The following is a 21779-nucleotide window of genomic DNA, read 5'->3' as shown; positions in this document are numbered from 1 at the left end:
GCCCGCTTTATTCCCGATTCATGTCATCAGTTCCAGAACTCGCCATTCCGGTAGGAATCGCGGTGGATTCTGTGGGTGTGGGAACGGGGTCGTGGTCGGGCGGCCCCGCGTCGTCGGGCTGCCTTCCCTCCCAGGTCAGCGTGCAGGCCGAGGTGCCGCCGTTCGAGGTGAACGACACCCGCCCGTCGCCCTCGTCCTCCGGCTCGGTCACCGTCACCTGGATCCGCACCGAGCCGCCTGCCTTGATCGATCCGCTCGCGGGGGAGACCTCCAGCCCCTGCGAGGCGGCCGCCGACCAGGACACCGCGGCGCCCCGGGCACTCAGCCCGATCTGCGCCACGCCGTCGATCGCCTTCGGGCAGGACGCGCCGAGCCGCGGCACGGGGGCCGGGCGGCGGGTGTTCCGCGCCGGGGCCCGGCGCGGCGGCGCGGTGGGCAGCGTCGCCGGCCGGGTGGTCGGGCGGGTGGTCGGGCGGGCCGCCGCCGGCCGGCCGTCCTGCCCGGACCGGCGCGAGGCCGACGGGCTCGGCTCCGGCGACGGCGTCACCCCGTCCTGGTCCGGCACCGGCTCGGGGCTCTCGTCGTACGCGGAAGGCACGGCGGGCGGCGCGTCGGACGTGACCGGCGTGGCGGGCGCGAACCGCAGCGAGGTCTTGTCCGCCGCCTCGCCCCCGTTGATGACGACCACCGCGCCGGTCGCGGCCAGCACGCACGCGCCCGCCAGCACCACCGGCGCGAGGCGGAGCGGCCTGCGCCGGCGGGAGCGGCGCTCGCCCGCCACCGGGAACCCGGCCCGGTCGAAACCCTCGCCGCGCTCCACGATCAGGGTGCGGGCCTGGTCGCGCCCGGGGCTCACGCAGGTCTCGATCACCCGGCGGCGCAGGGAGAGCGGCGGGTACCCGACCGGCACCAGGTCGAGCAGCCGCCGCCCGTCCACCTGGCCGCGCCGCCGCTCGCCGCACACCTCGCAGCCCCCGATGTGCCCGGACAGCCGCCGGCGGAGCAGGGGCGTGAGAGGGCCCTCCCAGGAGTCGACCATCGCCGACAGGTCAGGGCAGTGCGCCCGGCCGGTCCTCGCCAGCACCACGGCCGCGACGGCGATCTCCAGGTGGTCGCGGGCCCTGGCCAGCCGGGCCGCGGCCTGCCGCGAGGTCAGCGCCAGCACCGCGCCGACCTCGGACGGGGTGAGGCCGTGGCGCAGCGACAGCTCCAGCACCTCACGGTCGAGGCCGGCCAGCTCGCCCAGCGTCTCGTGCACGAGGTCGGCCAGCTCGGGGTCGGGCTGCTCGTCCGGGTCGGGCAGCGGCGGGCCCTGCGGCGGCGTGCCGCGGTGCGCGAGCCTGGCCCCGACCTGGGACCTGGTCAGCGCGTACAGCCAGGCCCGCAGCCGGCCGGGCTCCTTCAGCCGCTCGATCCAGCCGTGGGCGCTGACCAGGGCGTCGTGCACGGCGTCGGCCGACAGGTCCGGCTCGCCCGTCAGGCAGTAGGCGTAGTCGTGCAGCCGCTCGCCGTAGGAGTCGAAGAGCGTGGCGGGGGCGTCGGGGTCCGCGCGGCGCAGCGCCTCCACCAGGTCGTGGTCAGCGGCGCGATCGACGGTCGGCCATCCAGGCACGGATTCCCTCCCCGCGGGTAGACGGGCATGTGAGCCCCACGCGGAGAGGACGCGCCCCTTTTCTGGAGGGTTCGCCCGTCATGCCCGATGGGCATGAAACGTCAGCCGTCGCAGTTCGGCGTGCAGAGGCGGCGCTCCATGCCCTGGAGGAAGAAGTCGCGCACCTGGAGGACGTCCTTGGCGATGTACGCCTCCCCGCCCGTGGCCCGCGCCACCGCGTCCATCTGCTGCTTGCCCTTCTCCGCCTCCGGCCCGAACGCGATGAGCAGGATGCTGATCGGCCGCTTCGGGTTGTAGGTCTCCTTGAGGTAGTCCAGCAGCCCGGCGTTGGACAGCCCGCCGTCGGGGTCGTCGTTGCCCGCGCCGTCCGTCAGGATCAGCAAGGTGTTGATCTTGTCTTCCTTGTACGTCTTGCTGAGCTGCGCGTAGGCCGCCTTGACCGTGTCGTTCAGCCCGGTGTCGCCCGTCGCCTTGGCCTGCGTCTGCGCGAACGACTTGACCAGCATCTCCTTGCGCAGCGTGCCGTTGATCGGCTCGCTGACCGGACCGACCGACACCAGCTCCCGCCAGTCCTTGCCCTGACCGTCCAGATGCGTGGAGAACGTCCACAGCCCCAGCTCCGAGTCGGCGGGGAACAACGCCAGCCCCTCGGTGGCGATCTTGTTGATGGCCTGCATGCGGGTCATGCCCGTGCCCGGCACCGGCAGCGCCATCGTCCCCGAGACGTCGAGCAGCGTGAGCAGCCGGGTGCCGAGGTTCAGCCGGGACCAGGTCTGCACCATCCGCGCCACGGTCGCCCCGTCCGGCGGCGTCAGCGCCTGCGGCGTCTCCTGCGTGAAGCCCTTCTCCTTCGACAGGCTGTCGCCCGCCTTGCCGTCGGCGCTGCGGAACCCGGCCTCGCGCAGGATCTTCTTGGCCGACTCGCCGGTCAGCTCCTTCTTGAAGCCCGCCGCCGCCTTGAGCGTCGCGGCGTCCTTGGTGAGGATCGTCATCGGGTAGTCGAGGCTGAGCGTGCCCTCCTCGGGATAGAGGGCGACGACCGGAGCCTCGGGCTTGCGCGTGTTGTGGACGTAGACCGCCTGCTCGGAGGCCACGCCCACCGGCACCCTGCTGCCCGACTTCACCGTGAGGCTGGCCAGCAGCGCCGAGGAGTCGGAGGCGAGCTGGCCCGACAGCTCCTTGAGCGCGCCCACCAGCGCCTTGTCCTGCTTGGCCGCCTTGGCCGTGCCCGCGGCGGCGAGCAGCGCGGTGAGGCCGGCCGAGTTCTTCTGCGGGTCGAGGGCGAGCACCCGGACCTTCCTGCCGGGCCCGTCCACGTTGGCCACGTTCGCCGCCGCGATCAGGGCGGTCCAGCTCGGCTTGAGCGTGCCCTCCAGCTTCGCCGCGGAGGTCTTGGCCGTCGCCAGCACGACGGGGGAGAGCGCGGCGGAGCCGTCCGGCCGCGGCAGCGCGTCCCCGCCGGCGGCGGCCGTACGCATGCTCTCCAGCAGCAGGCTGGAGTCGGCCACCCAGAAGTCGGCGCTCGACTTGCCCGCCGCGACGGCGTTGGCGGTCCTGGCCGCCGACTCCTTGGTCACCGTCACGTCCACGCACTTGCTGTCGATCGAGTGCATGGCCTTGTTATAGTTACTGGCGATCTTGTTGAGCGCCGGCTGGATGTCGGGGGTGGCGACGACACGCAGCGCGAGCTTGCCGCCCGAGCAGTCGTGCTCGCGGTTGAAGATGACGAACGCGGCCACACCGAGGAGCACCGCCAGCGCCACGGCGCCGGCCAGCGGCACGAGCACGCGGCCCCGGCTGCTGCGCGCCCTCCGGCGCGAAGGGGGGTCGGCGGGCCGGTATCCGCCGTCGAGCTCGTCTGTGCGGTGTCGCCCCACGATGTCCTCTTCGGTGTGTCGTGACCTTTCGGAGACCCTAGCGGGAGTTGCTCCGCAATACTCCGGGAACGATACTCGGTGCGGTCAGTGGTGCAAAACAGCCCTTTTGGTGCGGCGATAACACTCCGTAACCAAGCATGGTCACTGCGGGACCGGTGACGGCGGGTGCGACAACCCTTGACGGTCCGCGGTCAGTGGCAGCAGGCGTGGCCGCGCCAGGCCCGCGCGCCCTCCCGTACGCCCACCGCCGCGAGCGCCAGCGCCATCGCCGGGTCCGCCCACCACCAGCCCAGCGTGTTGAGCCACAGCCCGGCGAGGACCCCGGCGGCCATCGCGCCGCAGATGAGGTTCTGCGTGCCCTCGCCCGCGGTCGCGGCCGAGCCCAGCCTGCGGCCCAGCCGGCGCTTGGCCACGCCCAGCACCGGCATGCCGGCCAGGCTGACCGCCGTCACCACGATGCCGAGCACGCTCGGCGCCGCCCGATGCCCCTCGCCCAGGTCGTAGGCCACGTGCGCGACGAGATAGGGGGCCAGCAGCCAGAAGCTCACGGCGACCGCCCGCCGGGCCGTGCCCTCGGCGCGCGGCGACAGCGTGCGCGAGCCGGTGAACCGCCACAGCACGATCAGGCTGGCCGCCGCCTCCACCAGCGCGGACAGCGCCCAGCCGATGAGCGCCACCGAATGGGCCGCCATCCCGGCCACCAGGCCGAGCGTGCTCTCCACGCCGAGCCAGCCGAGCGTGACGAGCGCGAGCACGCGGGCGGCGCGGGCGTCGCCCAGCCACTCCGCCGACACCGCGGGGCGCTCATGGATCCGCTGCTCAGACATGACGAACCTCCCGGGTCTGGCGACTTGGAGTGACGTACCCGTCACCGTACGCGAGATCGGCGGGTGACCCGGCAAAGAATGGTCAAGATCGGCCGATAATGGGGGCGACGAGGGGGAGAGTCCGATGCCGTTCACGCCCGCGCACATGGCGGCGGTGCTGCCGCTGGTCTCCGCGGCCCGGGTGCGCCGCCTCGCCGACCCCTGGGCGCTGGCCGTGGGCGCGATGGTGCCCGACCTGCCGATCTTCCTGCCGTTCCTGCCCGACTACACCGACTGGCACTCCTGGACCGGCGTCCTCACCCTCGACCTCGCCGCGGCGGCGCTGCTGGTCGCGCTGTTCCACCACGTCCTGCGCGACCCCCTGATCGCCCTGCTGCCGCCCGCGCTCGCCGGCCGGGCCGCGCTGCTCGCGCCCGCGCGGCTCCGCCCGCTGCCCATCCTGGCCGGAGCCGTGATCGGCGCCGCCACCCACGTGGCCTGGGACTCCTTCACCCACTCCACCGGCCCCGCCCTCTGGGGCGACTGGCTGTCGGCGGAGGTCCTCGGAGTGCTGCCGCTCTTCCGGGTCCTCCAGTACACCTCCTCGGCCGCCGGCCTCGCCGTCGTCGTGTGGTGGGCCTGGCGGGGCCTGGCCAGGATGGCGCCCGCGCCGGTGCCCGAGCGGCTCGCCCTCTCCGGCCGCGTACGCGCCGGCGTGCTCACGGCCTGCGCGGCCGGCGTCGTCGCCGGGGCGCTCGTCTGGCCCCTGGTGGACGAGCCGACCCCGGCGCTCGGCCTGCCCAGCGTCCTCACCAAGACCGGCGCGGGCACCGTCGTCGGCCTGTGCCTGGTCCTCGCCTGCCACGCCGCGCTCTGGCAGCTCAGGCGGCGCCGCCCGGCCGTCCCTGACGGCCCCTGAGTCCTGGCACTATCGAGAGGTGCTTGAGTACGTCACCGACGCCGACGACCCGCGCCTCTCCGACTACACCCGCCTGCGGGACGTCGAGCTGCGCAAGAGCCTGGAGGCCGAACGCGGCCTCTTCCTCGCCGAGGGCGAGAAGGTCATCAGGCGGGCCGTCGGCGCCGGCCACCCCGTCCGCTCCGTCCTGACCACCCGCCGCTGGCTGCCGTCCCTCGCCGACGTCCTGGGCGACGCCCTCGTCTACGTCGTCACCGACGAGATCATGTCCGGCATCGTCGGCTTCCAGGTCCACCGCGGCGCCCTCGCCTCGATGGAACGCCTCCCGCTGCCGTCCGTGGAGCACCTGCTGATGGGCGGCGCCCGCCGCCTGCTCGTGCTGGAGGACCTGGTCGACCACGGCAACGTCGGCGCCATCTTCCGCTCGGCCGCCGCGCTCGGCGTGGACGGCGTCCTGCTCTCCCCGCGCTGCGCCGACCCCCTCTACCGGCGGGCGGTGAAGGTCTCGATGGGCGCGGTGTTCTCGATCCCGTACGCGCGGATGGACGACTGGTTCGACGGCCTGACCCGGCTGCGCGAGGCCGGCTTCACGACGCTCGCCCTCACCCCCGACCAGAGCGCCACCCCGCTGGAGGCCGTCGAGCCCGCCGAGCGCATGGCGCTGCTGCTCGGCTCGGAAGGCGACGGCCTGTCCTCCCACTGGCTGCACGAGGCCGACCGGGCGGTGTGCATCCCCATGAGCGCCGCGGCGATGGCCGCGGGCGTCGACTCGCTCAACGTGGTGGCCGCCGCCGCCATCGCCTGCCACGGGCTGATGCGGAACTGACGGCCGCCGCGGCGACCGGGCGGGAGAAACGGGTTTAGGCGGCGTACACGGGGCACGGGCAGACAGCGTCGTCGAGGAGAGGTGAGATGCACTCCGTAGAGAAAGCACTGTCGCTCGGAATGGGCATGCTCAGCGCCGCGCTGGCCGCCTCGCTGTTCAAGCGGGCGTGGACGATGGCGTCGGGGGAGGAGGACGCGCCGGACGCCGGCGACCTGGAGCGTGGATGGGCGGAGATCCTGGTCGCCGCCGCGCTGCAGGGCGCGATCTTCGGCCTGGTCAAGGCCGCGGTGCACCGCGCGGGCGCGCAGACCTTCCACCGCCGGGCGGTGAGGAGCGGCGGGAAGGGCTGAACCCCGGCCGAGGGCGCCCGGTCAGGGATGGCCGGGCAGCCAGTCGGGGTGGCTGTCGATGTCGTGCGTGACCGGTCTGCTCTCGACCGGGCCGGCATGACCTGACGACCGCATCAGCGCCTCCAGCGCGGGCGCGTACGCGTCCGCGATGAGCAAAGTGAGCCGCCAGGTGGACGTCTCGGCGGTGGAGGAGGGGGCCGGCACCTCGTCGATGTCGATGGAGGTCGCGAGGTCCGCCCCCATGATCTCGTGCGCCAGAGCGGCCGCCTTCTCGTGGCCTTCGACCGTGGTGCGGACCTCGATGAATCCCGCCATGGCTTTCCTTTGTCGAGGGGGGAGCCCCACCCTACCCGCGGGACGGGCGAAGCGAACGGGGTTCGGCATATGCTGCAGGACGTGGCCCGGCCATGACGGTGAGTGACAGGGGAGGCTCATGGACCTGGGGTGGATCATCGTGATGGCGGTCGCGGCAGGCGCCCCGCCCGCCGCCCCACCGGCCGCGCTGACCTGCGCGGTCGCGACCCCGCCCGGCCGGCCGCTGGCCTTCACGCCGCCCGCCGGGCTGACACCCCGGGCGGTCACCGTGCGGGGCAACCTCCAGCTCACCGGCTGCGTCTCGCCGGACGGCTCGGCCTCCGCCCTGCGGTCCGGCTGGGTGTCCCTGCGCGCCACCGCCGACGCCTCCTGCACCAGCGCCGGCCGGGTACGCGCCCGCGCGAGCGTCATCTGGTTCGGCTGGGACGGCCGGCCCGTCGGCACCTCCACGATCAGCGGCGGTGGGGGCAGCCTGGCCACCCACCGGCCCGCCGACAGCCTGCTGACCGGCACGGTGACCTACGGCCCGCTCAAGGGCCGCCGGGCGAGCGGCGGCCTGACGCCCGGCGCGGGTCTCGTCTCCTGCGCCACCCAGGGGCTGAGCCGCCTCTCCGGCACGGGGACGATGACGTTCGGCTGATCAACCGCTCGCGATCTGCCTCTCGGCGTAGTCGAGCAGCCGCTCGGCCGTGGTGAAGCGGCGGTCCCTGCCGTCGTGGAGCAGCGCGCCCACGATCTGGACGCCGTTCCGCTCGGCGGCGAACAGCAGGCAGTAGCCGGCCGCCCTGGTGTAGCCGGTCTTGACGCCGAGCACGCCGGAGGAGCGGGAGAGCAGCTCGTTGGAGTTGCGCCAGGTGTGCGCCCGGTGCACGGCGGTCTTGCCCACCTTGTACGTCTTCGTGCCCACCATGGCGAGGAACGTGCTGTCGGCGAGCGCCCGCTGCGCCAGCTTGACCTGGTCGGCGGCGGTCGAGTAGCCGCCGTTGCCGGGCGTGGGCATGCCGTCGGCGTTGGTGTAGCGGGTGTCGGCCAGGCCGAGGGCGCGGGCGGTGCGGTTCATCTTCGCGACGAACGCCGCCTTGCCGGGCCCGTAGCGGCGGGCCAGGGCGCTGGCCGCGTCGGCGCCCGACGGCAGCAGCAGCCCGTGGAGCAGGTCCCTGACCGTGAGGCGTTCGCCCTCGCGCAGCCCTGCCGTGGTGGCGCCGCCCCTGACGGCGTCCTTGACGTCGGCCTCGGTGACGGTGACCGTGTCGGTGAGGCGGGCCTCGCGCAGCACGACGTACGCGGTCATGACCTTGACCAGGCTGGCGACCGGCACCCGCCGGGTCTGCCGCTTGCCGAAGTGGATCGTTCCTGCCGAGTCGACCACGTACGCCTCGCCCGCCTTGACCGTCGGCGCGTCGGCCGCCACGGCAGGGGTGGCGAAGCCGACAAGCACGGCGAGCGTGGCAGAGACCATCAATCCCGCAATACGCATGCCAGACATGGTGGCAGGAGATCAAGGGTTCGTTTGCCTGGCTTCGCCATAAAGCCCCGCCGGGTGCGGGTAAATGAATGCTAGATCGAAGGGGGAGCGGCCGTGGCGGGCAGGTTCATCATCACCGAGGACGGGCGGGGCGGTTACCGGTTCGCGCTGGTCGCGGGCAACGGGCAGACGCTGGCGGTGGGCGAGGGCTTCACCAGCAAGGCCGCCTGCGTGAACGGCATCGAGACCGTACGGAGAAGCGCCCCGGACGCCGTCATCGACGACCGCAGCCAGGCGGGCGGGCCGGAGACCTAGGCGGTCACGGCCTCCTCGTCCGCCGTGGCGCGCCGCCGCCTCCTGCGCCACACCACGAACCCGGCGACCGCGCCGACGACCAGCACGGCCACGGCCACGGCGGCGGCGGGCGAGTGCGAGGCCAGCCGCACGTAGCCCCAGACGGCCGCCGCGCCGCCGAACCACCACAGCGGCGCCCAGGTCAGGCAGCCGAGCGCGCTCGCGACGACGTACCAGGGGTAGGAGACCCGCAGGGCGCCGGCGACCCAGGGCAGGGTGTGGCGCAGCCCCGGCACCCAGAAGCAGCCGTAGACGGCGAGCGCCCCCCACTTCTCGACGACCCGCTCGACCGCCTCGATGCGGGTCCGGCCCACCTTGCGCCCGACCCGCGACTCGTAGAGCTTCTCGCCGAGCCGGCGGCCGACCCAGTAGTAGACCTGGAACACCCCGAACAGGGCGATCATGAGGATGATGCCCACCAGCCAGTACGGCAGATTGAGCCAGTACGGCGTGTCGGGGGCGGGAACGGCGATCATCGTGGCCGACATGTCCCGGTTCACCACCCCTCAACGAAGCGTTAGGTAACCCTAACCTTATTCGGGCGGCAAGCCGAGTGCCACACCTGCCCCTGCAAGCGCCTCGCAAAAGGTGCAACCAGCGCACAAGCGGTGCTCAACCGCCCCGCTCCACTCTAGGTGTGAGCAAGAAGGGGTGTTGACGATGTCGACGACGAGAAGCAGGGCCGCGCTGGCCGGCGGCACCGCGAACGCGGCCAGGCTCTTCGTGGCCGCGCTGGCGTTCACCAGCGCCTACGTCGGCCTGTCCGCCTACGGCAACGCCCGCTCGGCCGCCGCCCCGGAGCGGACCGTGATGCTGTCGGCCCGCGAGCTGCCGCTCGCCCGCCCCCTCGCCGTCACCGCTGCCGAAGCGTCCACCACGTCGGCCACGTCCACCACGTCTGCCACGTCCGCCCGCGCCGGCGCGGTCACCGTCGCCGCCCTGACCGGCAGCACGGCGGCCGACGCGACCGGCGGCACCACCGGCAGCACCGCAGACAGCCCGGCCGCCGGTTGCGCCCCCTCGTACGTCGCCCGCAGCCTGCTCGCCGAGGCCGCCCCCGGCGAGGGTGTGCTCTACCGCTGGCGGCTGTCCCGCTGGAGCCCCGCCACCGGCACCTGGCGCACCTACCTGGCCGAGCACGGCGGCTTCGCGGCCGGCGAGCGGGCGGTCGAGTGGCGCCCCCGGATCCCCGGCAACCCCGGCTGGTATCGCGTCGAGGTGCTGGCCGAGGGCGCCGCGCCCGTCAGGAGCGAGCGTTTCCTGGTCAGCTGCTGACCGAGCGCCGCGCCGCCTCCACCCAGCGCGGCACGCCGATCCGCTCGGCGACCTCCAGGGCCTTCTCGTAGTGCTCGCGGGCCGCGTCGGGCTGGCCGAGACGGACCGCCAGGTCGCCGAGGGTCAGCGCCACCGGCCACAGCGCGACCACGCCGGTGCCCGCGCCCGCCACCCGGTCGGCGAACGGCTTGAGCTTGTCGTAGCAGTCGACCATCCGCTCCCGGTCGTCGAGCAGCATGCCGGCGAGGGCCCGCCAGGTCATCGCCAGCTCGTACAGGAAGTCGGGGCGCACCGGCGGGCGGACGGAGGCGACGGCCTTGGCGTCGGGGACGTGCCCGGCGGAGGCCAGCGCGAGCGCGTAGGCGTCGAGCGTCCACTTCGCGCCCCGGTGGTGGGCGTCGGCCAGCAGGTCGACCATCTCGGCCGCCCGGCCGTCGACCAGGTGCAGGCAGAACGTGGTGATCAGCGGGAGGTCCTGGCGGCCCTCCAGCATGCCCGCCCGGTGGGTCATCCTGGCCGCGTCGCGGTAGGCCCGCTCGGCGCCCGCGTAGTCGCCGGTGATCATGAACCGCATGCCGCGGTACCAGACGACCACCGCGGCCGGGGCGGACAGGTCGTACTGCCTGGCGAGCTGGTCGGCGGCGGCGGCGTGCGTGTCGGCGGCGGCGAACTCGCCCCGCGCCGCCGCGCACTCCAGCAGCACCAGGTGGGCCAGCGCCTGCGTGGCCATCTGCCCGGAGCGCTGCGCCACCTCCAGCAGCTCCCTGCCGATGCTCTCGCGCGCGTCGACGGCCGGGATGTCGTACGACTGCCGCAGCCGCCCGCTCAGCGCCGCCGCGATCAGCGTCGGGTCGCCGCTCTCCCTGGCCAGCTCCAGCGCCTGCAGCGACGCCTCCCGCCCGCGTTCGGGAGAGGAGGAGCCCTCCAGCTCCAGGGCCAGCGTCGTCAGCAGGCTCGCCCGCAGCCGCTGCTCGCCGGCGGGCAGCTCGACGAGCGCCCGCTCGGTGACGTCCACGATCTCCCACGCGGTGCGGGTGAAGTCGCGGGCCATGCCCTTGTGCGGCACGGCCAGCGAGGCCGCGACCTTGGCGGTGAGCTCCAGGTCGCCGAGCGGCAGCGCGGCGTCCATGGCCTGGCGGCGCAGCAGCCGCGCGGCCGTCATGTCGCCGCACACCGCGAGCGCCCTGATCTGGCGCAGCATCAGCCGCAGCCGCTCCTTGGCCCGCTCGGGCTGCTCGGTCTGCTCGTCGCCCCGGGAACGGTCGAACGCGGCGATCGCCTGCTCCCACAGCGAGGCGGCCTCGCGGTGGGCGAAGCGCCGCTCGGCCTGCTCGGCGGCGAGGCCCGCGTAGCGCACCGCCTTCTCGGCCGCGTCGGCCAGGAAGTAGTGGTGGGCGAGCGCGGCCACGTCGGAGGACGTGCGCTGCTCGATGACCGCCGCCACGGCCGCGTGCAGCCGGGCGCGGCGCAGGCGGGAAGCGTCGGAGTAGATCGTGTCGCGCACCAGGTCGTGGTCGAAGCGCAGCAGCCCGGGGCCCGGCTCGGTGACCAGCCCGGCGAGCAGCGCGGCCTCGACGGCCTCGATCACGGCGTCCTCGTCGCCCGCGACCGCGATCAGCACGTCGAGGTCGACGTCGCGGCCGATCACCGCGGCCTGCAGCAGGATCTGCTGGGCGCCGGACGGCAGCCGCGAGATGCGCCGCCGCAGCACGTCGCGGACGCCTGAGGGCACCTGCGACAGCACCTCGGTGGCGCTGGCCCGGTCGGCCGCACCCTCGGAGTCGAGCAGGCGCACGGTCTCGCGCACGAAGAACGGGTTGCCGGCCGTGCGCTCGACGATCGACTCGACCGCGTCCTCGTCGATCTCGCGGACGCAGGTCGCCCGGACCAGCTCGGCCACGGCCTTCGGGTCGAGCCCGGAGAGGCCGACGCGGACCGGGCCCAGCCGGGCCAGCGAGGCCAGCACGTCGGACTGGGCGTCGTCCAGCTCGCTCTCCCTGCACGTCACCACCAGCAGCACCCGGCTGGTGGCCAGCAGGCTGGGCAGCGCGCGCAGCAGCGCGAGCGTCTGGTCGTCGGCCCAGTGGAGGTCTTCCAGCGTCAGCAGCACCGGCGCGCGCTTGGCCACCCCCGCGAGGTAGCCGCCGACCGCGCGGTGCAGGCGGAAGCCGCCGGAGACCTCGTCCTCGTCGGGGTCGGGGGCGGCGTCGTCCAGCAGCGGGGCGAGGAGCTGGGCGTACTCGCCGGCGCCGGTCAGGCCGACGAGCGCGCGCAGGATCTCCACCCAGGCCCAGCCGGGCGGGGTGGCGCTGGAGTCGGGGCAGGCGCCGGAGGCGGTGATCCAGCCGTCGCCGCCGAGCTGGCCCTCCAGGCGGCGCAGCAGCGTGGTCTTGCCCGCGCCCGCCACGCCGGTGACCACCGCCACCTGGAAACGGCCGGTGCGGGAGGCCGCCGTGGTGAGCCGGGCGAGCTCGGCCTCGCGGCCGACGAACGGCTCGGGGTCGAGCGGCGGCGGCTCGACCGCGGCGGCCGGGCGGGGCGGCCAGGTGTCGCCGGCCGCCGGGGCCGGGCGCGCGGGCCGCGCAGGGAGCGCCAGGTCCAGCTCGGGCGACTGGGCGAGGATGTCGGACTCCAGCTTGCGCAGCGCGGGGCCGGGGTCGATGCCGAGCTCGTCGGCCAGCATGTTCCTGGCGCGGCGCAGGGCCGCCAGCGCGTCGCCCTGCCGGCCGCAGCGGTAGAGGCCGAGCGCCAGCAGCCGCCAGCCCTCCTCGCGCAGCGGATGCTCGGTGGTCAGCGCCTCCAGGTCGGGCACGGTCTCGGCGTGCAGGCCGAGGCGCAGCCCGGTGTCGGAGTGCCGCTCGCGGGCCACCAGCCGCAGCTCGGTGAGCCGGTTGACCTCGGCCTCGGCCCACTGCTGGTCGGCGAAGTCGGAGTAGGGGGTGCCGCGCCACAGCCCGAGCGCCTTCTCCAGGCGGCCGCGCGCCGACTGGGGGTCGCCCTCCTCCAGGTGCTCGCCCGCCGCCCGGACGAGCTGCTCGAACCGGAGCGCGTCGACCTGGTCGGAGGCCACCCGCAGGGCATAGCCGGAGGCGACGGTCACCAGCAGGCGGTTGGGGCCGCCGCGCGGGCGGCCTGGTTCGAGCACCCGGCGCAGGCGCGAGATGTAGACCTGAAGGCCCGACTGCGCGCCCTTGGCCGCGTCGTCGTCCCACAGATCGTAAAGAAGAGTGTCAACCGGGACGACCTGACCCCTGGCCACGAGGAGTCGGGCGAGGACGGCTCGCTGCCGCAACCCGCCCAGGTCGAGCTCGTCGTCGTGGTCGTACGCCTCGACTGGCCCCAGAACTCGGAACGCCACCATGTCAGCCGCCACGCTATGCGGGCCTACGAATCGCGCACAAGGTCTTTGAGGGGTTTGGGATTGTCACTGGGGGGCCTTCGAGATCGCCGACGGGGACTCCGCGCCGGTGCCCCGGCCGCCGCGCCTGCGCAGCAGCGCCCACGCGCCCAGGGCCAGGCCACCGAACGGGATCTCGATAGTGTAAGTCCAGAAGCCGAAAAGCAGTGCGGTCGCGGTGGCGGGAGCGGCCGGCACGTGGAAGGCGGCGGTGAGCAGGAACACCACGCCGCTCTCCATGATCCCGGCCCCGCTGGGCGTGACCAGCGCGCTGGTGAGCACCCGCGACAGCGCGAAGACCGCGATCGACTGGGCGAGGCCCGGCCAGGCGCCGGTGGCCCACATGCAGGCGGCCATGATCGCCCACTGGAAGCCGAGGAAGAAGACCATGCCGAGCGACAGACCGACCGAGCGGGTGCGGACGATCTCGGCGGTGTCGGCCCGCAGCTTGTGGAAGTGCTCGCCGGCCCTGACCCGCAGCCGCAGCAGCCCGGTGATCCGGTCGAGGGCGCGGCCGAGCAGGTCGGCGGCGCGGTCCCAGTAGAGCGCGGCGGCCACGGCCGCGCACAGCGCCAGGATGGCGAGCGCGCCGGTCCAGCCGGCGTTGGCCACCGTCGCGTTGGGCGCCTCGCCCGCCACGAGCAGCGCGATGATCCCGACGGCCGGCAGGATGAACCGGAACAACGTGTTCCAGATGCCGCTGACCAGCGTCATGACCACGATCGCCCGGTTGCCGAAGCCCCAGCCCCTCGTCATCGCGAACGACAGCGCCACGCCGACCGCGCCGCCGAAGGGCAGCAGGTTGCTGACCGCGCTGCCGGCCGCGTTGAGCGTGAGGCCCTGGAGGTTGTTCAGCCCGGGCAGCGAGTTGGTCAGCACGAACGTGTAGGCCAGCAGGCTGAGCAGCCACAGCGCCGTCATCAGGGCGATCTCGCCGAGCCCGAGCGCGCCGAACACCGCGCCGATCTCGGCCCACGACACGGGCTTGCCCGTGAGCGCCCGCACGATCTGCGGCAGGTAGATCACGAGCAGCACCGCCAGCCCGAGCGAGAGCACGGAAAGGACGATCTGCAGCCACTTGTTCTTCATCGGCACCCAGTCTGCCCCCTCGCGGGCGGCCGATCGTCCCCCCAAGGGACTACTCGGGCCACCGCTCGAAAGGATGACGCAGGCGGGCGCCCGGCGGGAGGTCGCGGCGGACGTACCACTCGGTGCCGAAGACCAGGCGGTAGAGCGGGCCGGGGACCTTCAGCATGACGGCGAGCGTGCGGTCGCTGTCGCCGCCGCTCGCCTGGGAGACGTGGGCCGACATCGCGGCGCGTTTCCGGCGGGCGTAGCGGCGGACGTTGACCCGGTGGGTGATGGCCTCGCCCGGTGAGTACGCGCTCTCGAAGGTACGCACGTCGAACTCGGGCGGGAACCGGTAGAACCGGGTCGCGAGCCTGAGCAGCCGGACCAGCGGGTCGCGGTTGACCGTCGCCTCCAGGACGATCCCGGTGCCGGCGATCTCGGCGGCCCGCCTGCCCACCCGGTGCACCTGCACGTGGTCGGGATGGCCGTAGCCGCCGGCCGGGTCGTAGATCGCGAGCAGGTCGGCCCGCTCCTCCTGGAGGATCGCGGCCAGCGCCTTGGCCGCCTCCTCGATGTCGGCGTCCATGAACGCGTTGTCCGGCCGCTCCTCGGCGCTGCCGCCCTTGGGGCTGAGGCCCGAGTCGCCGTAGCCGAGGCACTCGACGCGGGCGCAGCCGAGCACGGCGGCCGACTGGTAGAGCTCCTTCAGCCTGGTCTCGCCCAGCGCCTCGCCGGGCGCCATGTCGGCCAGGCCGCGCTCGCCCGCGGTGGCGGTGACCAGCACCACGCGGTGCCCCTCGGCCGCGAGCATCGCCATGGTGCCCGCCGTCAGCAGGGCCTCGTCGTCGGGGTGGGCATGGAAGAACACAGCGGTACGTGGAGGCACACGCCCAGATTAGTCTGGGAGGGGTGCGGATCTTTCACGTGAGCGACTGTTACCTGCCGCGACTCGGGGGGATCGAGGTCCAGGTGGCCGATCTCGTCCGCGTGCAGCGCGCGGCCGGGCACGAGGTGACGGTGGCCACGGCGACCAGGGGCGAGCCGCTGGAGGGCGTGCGCAGGATCGTCGCCAGGATGCCCTTCGACCTGCCGGTCCACCCGCGCGGCGTCGGCCGGCTCACGCGGTGGATCGCCGACGGGCGGCCCGACGTGGTGCACGTGCACACCGGGGCGGTCTCGCCGTTCGCGTGGATGGGCGTGCGGGCCGCGGCGCGGGCCGGGGCGCCGTGCGTGGTGACCGTCCACAGCATGTGGGACCCGCTGACCCGGCTGCTCTACCGGCTGCTGCGGGCGGCGTACGGCTGGCAGCGGTGGGGGCTGGTCGCCACCACCGTGAGCACGGCGGCGGCGGCGCCGATCCGCGCGGTCGCCGGGCCCCGGGTGCCGGTCAGGGTGGTCTCCAACGGCCTCGACCTGTCGGGCTGGGCGCCTCCGCCTGGCACGCCGCAGCGGCGTGAGGAGGTGCACGTCGTCGCGGTCGGCCGGCTGGCGCCGCGCAAGCAGCCCGTACGCCTGCTGAAGCTGCTCCAGGCGGCCAGGGCCCGGGTGCCCGCCGCGGTCCCCATGCGGGCCACGATCGTCGGCGACGGTCCCGCCAGGGGGCAGATGGAGCGTTTCCTGGCCCGGCACGGCATGGCCGGCTGGGTGTCGCTGCCCGGCCGCTACTCGCGGGAGCAGATCGCGAAGGTCCTGGAGTCGGCCGACGTCTTCGTGGCGCCCGCGCCGCGCGAGTCGTTCGGCATCGCGGCGCTGGAAGCGCGGGCGGCGGGGGTGCCGGTGGTGGCCAGGGCGCAGAGCGGGGTGGCCGACTTCGTCGCCGACGGCGTCGAGGGGCTGCTCGGGCGCAGTCTCGGGGACCTCGCGCGGGCGGTGGCGCGGCTGTGCGCCGACGCCGGGCTGCGCGAGGCGATCGCGGCGCACAACCGGGCGACGCCGCCCTCGGCGGGGTCGTGGCCGGCGGTGCTGGAGGGGTTCGAGTCCGCGTACGAGCGGGCCCGCGATCAGCGGCGCAGCACCACGTAGCCGTCGCGTTCGAAGACGATCACGTAGCCCTGGGCCTGCAGCTCGCCGACCTTGGCGACCTGCTGGTCGAACGAGCCGAAGGGGAACTCCCAGCGGGCGGTGTCGGCGACCACCCAGGGCGCGTTGTGTGAGGTGGGCCCCCACAGCAGCACGGTGGTGCGGCCGGTGAGCGCCGGCCCGACCGAGTTGGGCGCCTCGACGACCACGCCGTCGGGGATCTTGCTCACCGCCTCGGCGGCGGCGGCCGCCTTGGGCTCCTTGTAGAAGGACGGATGGTAGAGCTGGTCGAGGGCGAACCTGGGCACCAGCGTGAGCGCGACCACGCAGGCGGCGGCCGACCAGAGCAGCTTGACCGTGGCGTCGTCGGAGCGTTCGAGCCGGCGCAGCAGCCGTGACAGCCCGTCCACGCCCGCGCAGATGATGATGATCACGGTGAACGCGCTGTACTGGAAGTCGGCCTGCCACCACTGGGGGCGGTCCGACAGCATGCGTTCCAGCACGTGCGGCAGCGCCGCCAGCGACAGCGGCGACAGCAGGCAGAGCATCAGGGTGGGCCAGGTCAGCAGGAACAGCGTGTCGACCTTGGCCTCCTCGCTGAACGGCAGCAGCAGGGCGGCCAGCGGGTCGCGCGCGATGCCGGCGAGCGCGCCGGGGATGTCGGGGCCGAGGTGCCCGTAGGCCCAGAAGTCCTGCGAGCTGCCGCCGAAGACCGAGGTCACCAGCCCGCGGATGAGCAGCACGGCCCCGAGGCCGAACGTGGCGCACAGCGTCCCCCGCCACCGCTCGCCCATGACGAACAGGCACAGCCCGACCCCGGCGATCATGAGCCCCATGTCCTCCTTGACCAGGAGGAGGGCGAGCATCGCGAGGAAGGCCGTCCGCTCCCTGCCCGCGTGGTAGCGCTCGATCATGATCGCGGTGAGCACGGGGACGAACATGACCTCGTGCGCGTCGAACGCGACGGCCTGCGCGACCGGCCACGACAGCGCGTACGCCGCCGCCACCAGGTAGGCGGGCGCGACCCCGAGCACCCGCCTGGTGTAGTTCCACAGGAACGGCACGGCCGCGGCGAACAGCGCCGCCTGCGCCACGATCAGCGTGCCGGGCCCGTCGTGGATCCAGTAGAGGGGCGCGAGCAGCGCGTAGATCGGCGAGAAGTGGTCGGCGAGCTGGACGTAGTCCATCCCGCGCCCGTGGAACATGCCGAGCACGGGGATGTACGGAGGCCGGAACGCCGCATAGTTGCGCACGGCCTGGTCCACGATCACCAGGTCGAACGTGGTGGCGCGGAAGGAGGCCAGCTTCACCAGCCCGAGCACGGCGTAGGCCACCGCCGCGAGCAGCGTCATCACGCCCACTCGCAGCCGGTGGCCGCTGAGCGAAACCCTCCAGGCCCGCCGCCGTGCGGGGGGAGCGGCGCCGTCGGGCGCGAGGTCGGTTCCAGCCGTCACGGGCGACAAGACTAGAACGAATCCGTGCGAAAGTGGCGCGGCCGCCGCGCCGGCCTGCCCCCCGCAGGCGGTACGGCGGCCGCGGGCCCGCCCGTCAGGTGCAGGCCGAGGTGATCTTGCTGGAGAACCCGTTCATCTTGCCGGTGAACTCCGACACCTGCGCGAGGTCGCCCTTCTCCAGGCTCTCGAACCCGGAGGCGAGGTCGTTGAGCGCGGCGGCGACCTCGCCGTCGTACTTGCCGGCGAGCTCCTTGGTCTTGTCGGCGGCGGTGGCGGAGGCGGTGCCGATGGCCTTGGCGTCGGCGGCGTTCTTGGTGACCTCCGAGCTCCAGTCCGTCATGATCTTGGTGGCCTCGTTGGCCGCGGTGTTGCAGTCGACCGCCTGGCCCAGCGCGCCACAGGCGGTGGTCAGGACGGCAAGGGAAAGCGTCGCGGCCGCGACGGCCAGGCGACGGCGAGGGGGAGTCATCTTCCGGTGCCCTTCGTTGGTTGAGCGAACACCGAGAACATTAGGGCCAGAACTTGATCTCCGCTTGCACCCCGCTAACACCCGGGCCGTCAAGCCGGTGTAAAGCCGTGGAGCAGGACCTGGACGATCTCCTCCGGCTCGGGAAAGGGCAGGTCGAGCAGGCCGCGGTAGGCCACCAGGCCGGTGAACAGGTCGGTGAGGAGCCACAGGTCGGCGTTGGGGGGCAGCTCGCCGCGTTCGATCGCGCGTTCGTAGACCACCCATGACCGCTCCATCCTGGTCCGCATGCCGCTGCGGATGATCTCGGCGACGGCGGGGTCGCGGCCGGCCTCGCCGTACAGCTGCCTGGCCGTGCGGGAGACCCCTGGGCTGCGCCAGAGGGCGAGCGTGTCGGTCACCACCACCCGCAGGTCGCTCTCCAGCGAGCCGGTGTCGGGGATGGCGACGTGCGTGTGCATGAATCCGGCGAGGGTCTGGAGGAGCATGTCGCGTTTGGTGGGGTAGCGGCGGAACACGCTCGCTCTGCCCACGCCTGCCTCCTCGGCGACGTCGTCCATGGTGAAGTCGAAGCCCCGGGTGAGCACCAGCCTGGCCGCGGCCTGTCTGATGCGGTGGTCGACCGTGGGATCGGGCTTGCGGCCGCGCGCGGACATAGTGATACTCCTAGTATCTGATACCCCGAGTCTCACATTCAGGGAGTCTTATGAGAGTAATAGTGGTGGGTGCGGGCGTCGCCGGTCTCGCGCTGGCGCGCGGCCTGCTCGCCGCCGGTCACGACGCCGAGGTGTACGAGGAGTCCCCCGAGCCGCGCACCGCCGGCGGCTCCGTCACGCTCTGGCCCGGCAGCACCGGCATCCTGGAGGAGCTCAAGGCCGACCACACCCGCGTCGGGCGGCGGCTCGAGACCCTGGAGTCGTGGAGCTCCGACGGCCGCAGGCTGGTCACCGTCGACCTGACGGCCGCCGAGCGGAAATACGGCCACCCCACCGTCCACGTGGCCCGCGGCGAGCTGGTCGAGCTGCTCGCCGAGGGCGTCCCCGTCACCTATGGAGCCCGGGTCGAGCACGTGGACCCCGACCGGGCCGAGGCGCGCCTGGCCGGCGGGACCACCGTGCGCGGCGACGTCCTCGTGGGTGCGGACGGGCGGCGCTCGGCGGTCCGCGCCGCCCTGTGGGGCGAGGACCGGGCGGAGCTGACCCGCTGGGTGACCTGGCAGGGCTTCATCACCGCCCCCACGTCGCTCACCGAGGGTGGCGCGGCCGTGATGATGGCGGGCCTCGCCGGGCTGTGCGGGCTCATCCCGGCGGGGGAGGGGCGGCTGCTGTGGTGGTTCGACGTGCGCTCGGCGCCCGGCGAGCCGTTCTGGGCGGACGACCCGTGCCTCGCCGAGCGGCTGCGCGAGCGCTTCGGCGGCTGGGCCGACCCGGTGCCGGCCGTCCTCGGCTCCCTCTCCGGGTCCTCCCCGGCGCCCGACTTCTTCCCGCACCACCGCCGGCCGATCCCCGAGGTGTGGGGGAGGGGGCCCACGACCCTGGCCGGCGACGCCGCCCACACCATGCCCCCCACCATGGCCCAGGGCGCGAACCAGGCGCTGGAGGACGCCTGGCTGCTCGCCCGCTCGCTGGACGACCTGCGCGGCTACGAGCGCGCCCGCGCGCGGATCGCCCGCCGTCCCGCCCGGCTCGCCGCCACCGAGCTCACCGACATGCACCGCCCGGCGGCGGGGCTGATCCCCGACCGGCTGGCCACCTGGCTCAACACCGCCTGGCTGCGCCGGGCCAGCACCTACCTCTTGACAGCCTCCTGAACACCGGCCGACGATGTCGCAGATAGAGCAACTCGGTGCGTCATACGCAACAAGGCGGTGTCGGTTGACCACCACGTCGAGCCTGATCCCCACGCTCCCCGGCCGCTTCTACTCCGACCCCGACGTCTTCGCCGATGAGCAGGCCAAGATCTTCGAAAGCCTCTGGTTCTGCGCCGTCCGCGGCGAGGACGTGCCGCGGCCAGGCGCGTTCCGCACCGTCCAGGTGGGCAGGGAGAGCGTGATCGTGGTCCGGGGCCGCGACCACCGCCTGCGGGCCTTCCTCAACGTCTGCAGGCACCGCGGCGCCCGGCTCTGCGAGGAGCCCGCGGGCGAGGTCAGACGGACGATCAGGTGCGCCTACCACGCCTGGTCCTACGACCTCGACGGCCGGCTGGCCGCCGCGCCCAACCTGGCGAAGATGCCCGACATCGACCGCGTCGCCCACGGCCTGATCCCCGTCCACCTGCGCGAATGGCTCGGCTACGCGTGGGTGTGCCTGGCCGCGGAGCCGCCGTCGTTCGAGGAGAGCGTCACCGGCGCCGCCACAGAACGGCTCGGGGACCCCGCCGCCATCGAGCGCTACCACGTCGAGGAGCTGGCGCTCGGCCGCCGCGTCGGCTACGACGTCAAGGCCAACTGGAAGCTCATCGTCGAGAACTTCATGGAGTGCTACCACTGCGCGACCATCCACCCCGAGCTGGTCGCCGTGCTCCCCGAGTTCGCCGGCGGCTACGCGGCGCAGTACTACGTCGGCCACGGCGCGGAGTTCGCCGAGCGGGTCGAGGGCTTCACCGTGGACGGCGGCCCCGGCTTCGGCAAGCTCCCCGACGTCGCGCGGGAGCAGGACCGCCGCTACTACGCGATCACCGTCAAGCCGCAGGTGTTCGTCAACCTGGTGCCCGACCACGTGATCGTGCACCGGATGTTCCCGCTGGCCGTGGACCGGACGCTGGTGGAGTGCGACTGGCTCTACCACCCCGACGTGGTCGCCTCGGGGGCGGACCTGTCGAGGTCGGTCGAGTTGTTCCACCGGGTCAACGAGCAGGACTTCGACGCCTGCGAGCGGACCCAGCCCGGCATGTCGTCACGGGCGTACCGGGAGGGCGGGGTGCTCGTGCCCAGCGAGCACCACATCGCCCTGTTCCATCAGTGGGTGAACCAGCGCTTGCGCGGGTAGCGCACGGTCAGCGTGCCGTACTTGGCGCCGCCGGTCACCACCACGTGCAGGGTGCCGGGCCTGGGGCGGCCGGGGACGTCGGTGGTCGAGACGTGGCCCCACTCGCTGCGGAAGCCGTCGACGTCGGCCGTGCCGCCGACCGGCAGGATGATCTTGGCGGAGCCGTAGGTCATGTCGAGCTCGATCTCCACCACCTGATGGGGGACGACCGCCTCGGACAGGTCGAGGTCGGCGCTGCCGTACTTGGAGGTGATGCGCAGCCGGCGCGGCACCGCCCAGTCGCCCGAGCGCTTGATGTGATCGCTCTTCGACTCCAGTTCGACCACGTCGTCAGGCGGCGCCTGCTGCTCCGCCGGGAGATCCGTGATGAGGCCGAGCAGGTCGCCGTAGGTCCGCGCGGTCAGGGCCAGCCCGAGCCGGTCCTCCAGCTCGGGCCGCGTGAGGCGGCCCTCGGCGAAGGCGTGCTGAAGCCGGCCGGCAGTGCGCTCACGGTCCTCGTCGGAGACCCGCATGTGCAATTCCGACATGACCTGAGCATAGATTCGCCGGGCTCAGAACGGGAGCCGCCGGCCGGACGGGGTCCGCA

Annotated in this window: 22 protein-coding genes; 9 read left to right on the top strand and 13 right to left on the bottom strand. The window is 73.5% G+C overall.

From position 1 onward, the window contains the following. Positions 1-7 precede the first annotated feature (7 nt). The 3 genes from Nocox_RS34040 to Nocox_RS34030 all read right to left on the bottom strand — a co-directional run bounded on the left by Nocox_RS34040 (position 8) and on the right by Nocox_RS34030 (position 4316). On the bottom strand, positions 8-1612 hold the full coding sequence (locus Nocox_RS34040) for an RNA polymerase sigma factor (RefSeq protein WP_020541292.1): 1605 nt from the start codon (positions 1610-1612) through the stop codon (positions 8-10). A 101-nt stretch (positions 1613-1713) separates the two neighbouring features. Then, on the bottom strand, positions 1714-3489 hold the full coding sequence (locus Nocox_RS34035; protein ID WP_246649647.1) for a substrate-binding domain-containing protein: 1776 nt from the start codon (positions 3487-3489) through the stop codon (positions 1714-1716). Between the two features lie 191 nt (positions 3490-3680). Next, positions 3681-4316 carry a cation diffusion facilitator family transporter gene (locus Nocox_RS34030; RefSeq protein ID WP_051112458.1) on the bottom strand — a complete coding sequence of 212 codons (636 nt, stop codon included), beginning with the start codon at positions 4314-4316 and terminating at the stop codon, positions 3681-3683. A 124-nt stretch (positions 4317-4440) separates the two neighbouring features. On the opposite strand from Nocox_RS34030, the gene Nocox_RS34025 reads away from it, so the two are divergent. From Nocox_RS34025 to Nocox_RS34015, 3 genes are all read left to right on the top strand, one after another. Beyond that, positions 4441-5214, top strand: a complete 774-nt coding sequence (locus tag Nocox_RS34025) for a DUF4184 family protein (protein ID WP_020541289.1) — start codon at positions 4441-4443, stop codon at positions 5212-5214. A 19-nt stretch (positions 5215-5233) separates the two neighbouring features. Continuing rightward, the gene (locus tag Nocox_RS34020; RefSeq protein ID WP_020541288.1) at positions 5234-6040 is read left to right on the top strand and encodes a TrmH family RNA methyltransferase; all 807 of its coding nucleotides are present in this window, start codon (positions 5234-5236) and stop codon (positions 6038-6040) included. 86 nt (positions 6041-6126) lie between these two features. Beyond that, positions 6127-6390, top strand: coding sequence for a DUF4235 domain-containing protein (locus Nocox_RS34015; protein WP_026213940.1), 264 nt, complete (start codon positions 6127-6129; stop codon positions 6388-6390). Between the two features lie 21 nt (positions 6391-6411). On the opposite strand, the gene Nocox_RS34010 is transcribed toward Nocox_RS34015, so the two are convergent. Beyond that, positions 6412-6705, bottom strand: a complete 294-nt coding sequence (locus tag Nocox_RS34010) for a hypothetical protein (RefSeq protein WP_020541286.1) — start codon at positions 6703-6705, stop codon at positions 6412-6414. Between the two features lie 118 nt (positions 6706-6823). On the opposite strand from Nocox_RS34010, the gene Nocox_RS34005 reads away from it, so the two are divergent. After that, complete coding sequence (locus Nocox_RS34005; RefSeq protein WP_020541285.1) at positions 6824-7345, top strand: hypothetical protein; 522 nt, start codon at positions 6824-6826, stop codon at positions 7343-7345. Here the strand turns inward: Nocox_RS34005 and Nocox_RS34000 are convergent, their stop codons facing one another. Next, positions 7346-8182: a D-alanyl-D-alanine carboxypeptidase family protein gene (locus Nocox_RS34000; protein ID WP_246649646.1), complete on the bottom strand. Its 837-nt coding sequence runs from the start codon at positions 8180-8182 to the stop codon at positions 7346-7348. Positions 8183-8284: 102 nt separating this feature from the next. On the opposite strand from Nocox_RS34000, the gene Nocox_RS33995 reads away from it, so the two are divergent. Beyond that, positions 8285-8485 carry a YegP family protein gene (locus Nocox_RS33995; protein ID WP_020541283.1) on the top strand — a complete coding sequence of 67 codons (201 nt, stop codon included), beginning with the start codon at positions 8285-8287 and terminating at the stop codon, positions 8483-8485. Here Nocox_RS33995 and Nocox_RS33990 read toward each other — a convergent pair. Continuing rightward, on the bottom strand, positions 8482-9012 hold the full coding sequence (locus tag Nocox_RS33990; protein ID WP_157382837.1) for a DedA family protein: 531 nt from the start codon (positions 9010-9012) through the stop codon (positions 8482-8484). The two genes, Nocox_RS33995 and Nocox_RS33990, sit on opposite strands and share 4 nt — an antisense overlap. A 172-nt stretch (positions 9013-9184) precedes the next feature. On the opposite strand from Nocox_RS33990, the gene Nocox_RS33985 reads away from it, so the two are divergent. Further along, a complete protein-coding gene (locus Nocox_RS33985; RefSeq protein ID WP_026213938.1) occupies positions 9185-9799 on the top strand; it encodes a hypothetical protein in 615 nt (204 codons plus the stop codon). Here Nocox_RS33985 and Nocox_RS33980 read toward each other — a convergent pair. The 3 genes from Nocox_RS33980 to Nocox_RS33970 all read right to left on the bottom strand — a co-directional run bounded on the left by Nocox_RS33980 (position 9789) and on the right by Nocox_RS33970 (position 15153). Next, on the bottom strand, positions 9789-13160 hold the full coding sequence (locus tag Nocox_RS33980; RefSeq protein WP_020541281.1) for an ATP-binding protein: 3372 nt from the start codon (positions 13158-13160) through the stop codon (positions 9789-9791). The two genes, Nocox_RS33985 and Nocox_RS33980, sit on opposite strands and share 11 nt — an antisense overlap. 63 nt (positions 13161-13223) lie before the next feature. Continuing rightward, positions 13224-14285, bottom strand: coding sequence for a lysylphosphatidylglycerol synthase domain-containing protein (locus Nocox_RS33975; RefSeq protein WP_020541280.1), 1062 nt, complete (start codon positions 14283-14285; stop codon positions 13224-13226). A gap of 49 nt (positions 14286-14334) precedes the next feature. After that, positions 14335-15153 carry a PIG-L family deacetylase gene (locus Nocox_RS33970; RefSeq protein ID WP_246649645.1) on the bottom strand — a complete coding sequence of 273 codons (819 nt, stop codon included), beginning with the start codon at positions 15151-15153 and terminating at the stop codon, positions 14335-14337. Positions 15154-15191: 38 nt separating this feature from the next. On the opposite strand from Nocox_RS33970, the gene Nocox_RS33965 reads away from it, so the two are divergent. Continuing rightward, positions 15192-16289, top strand: coding sequence for a glycosyltransferase family 4 protein (locus Nocox_RS33965; protein WP_020541278.1), 1098 nt, complete (start codon positions 15192-15194; stop codon positions 16287-16289). Here the strand turns inward: Nocox_RS33965 and Nocox_RS33960 are convergent. The 3 genes from Nocox_RS33960 to Nocox_RS33950 all read right to left on the bottom strand — a co-directional run bounded on the left by Nocox_RS33960 (position 16268) and on the right by Nocox_RS33950 (position 18862). Next, the gene (locus tag Nocox_RS33960; protein ID WP_157382836.1) at positions 16268-17740 is read right to left on the bottom strand and encodes a DUF2079 domain-containing protein; all 1473 of its coding nucleotides are present in this window, start codon (positions 17738-17740) and stop codon (positions 16268-16270) included. The genes Nocox_RS33965 and Nocox_RS33960 overlap by 22 nt on opposite strands. 94 nt (positions 17741-17834) lie before the next feature. Then, positions 17835-18209 carry a hypothetical protein gene (locus Nocox_RS33955; protein WP_020541276.1) on the bottom strand — a complete coding sequence of 125 codons (375 nt, stop codon included), beginning with the start codon at positions 18207-18209 and terminating at the stop codon, positions 17835-17837. Between the two features lie 89 nt (positions 18210-18298). Further along, positions 18299-18862: a TetR/AcrR family transcriptional regulator gene (locus tag Nocox_RS33950; protein ID WP_020541275.1), complete on the bottom strand. Its 564-nt coding sequence runs from the start codon at positions 18860-18862 to the stop codon at positions 18299-18301. Positions 18863-18912: 50 nt separating this feature from the next. Here Nocox_RS33950 and Nocox_RS33945 point away from each other — a divergent pair, with 50 nt between their 5' ends. Together Nocox_RS33945 and Nocox_RS33940 are read left to right on the top strand one after the other, a co-directional pair. After that, positions 18913-20016, top strand: a complete 1104-nt coding sequence (locus Nocox_RS33945) for an FAD-dependent oxidoreductase (RefSeq protein ID WP_084685332.1) — start codon at positions 18913-18915, stop codon at positions 20014-20016. Between the two features lie 64 nt (positions 20017-20080). Continuing rightward, positions 20081-21193 carry an aromatic ring-hydroxylating oxygenase subunit alpha gene (locus tag Nocox_RS33940; RefSeq protein WP_020541273.1) on the top strand — a complete coding sequence of 371 codons (1113 nt, stop codon included), beginning with the start codon at positions 20081-20083 and terminating at the stop codon, positions 21191-21193. Here Nocox_RS33940 and Nocox_RS33935 read toward each other — a convergent pair. Next, positions 21163-21720 (bottom strand): DUF1707 SHOCT-like domain-containing protein, encoded by a 558-nt coding sequence (locus tag Nocox_RS33935; RefSeq protein ID WP_033408165.1) that lies wholly within the window; start codon positions 21718-21720, stop codon positions 21163-21165. The two genes, Nocox_RS33940 and Nocox_RS33935, sit on opposite strands and share 31 nt — an antisense overlap. Positions 21721-21779 lie beyond the last annotated feature (59 nt).

Source organism: Nonomuraea coxensis DSM 45129 (assembly GCF_019397265.1).
Classification (GTDB): domain Bacteria; phylum Actinomycetota; class Actinomycetes; order Streptosporangiales; family Streptosporangiaceae; genus Nonomuraea; species Nonomuraea coxensis.
Note: the sequence above shows the minus strand (reverse complement) of the source record. Positions and strands in the feature narration are given on the sequence as shown.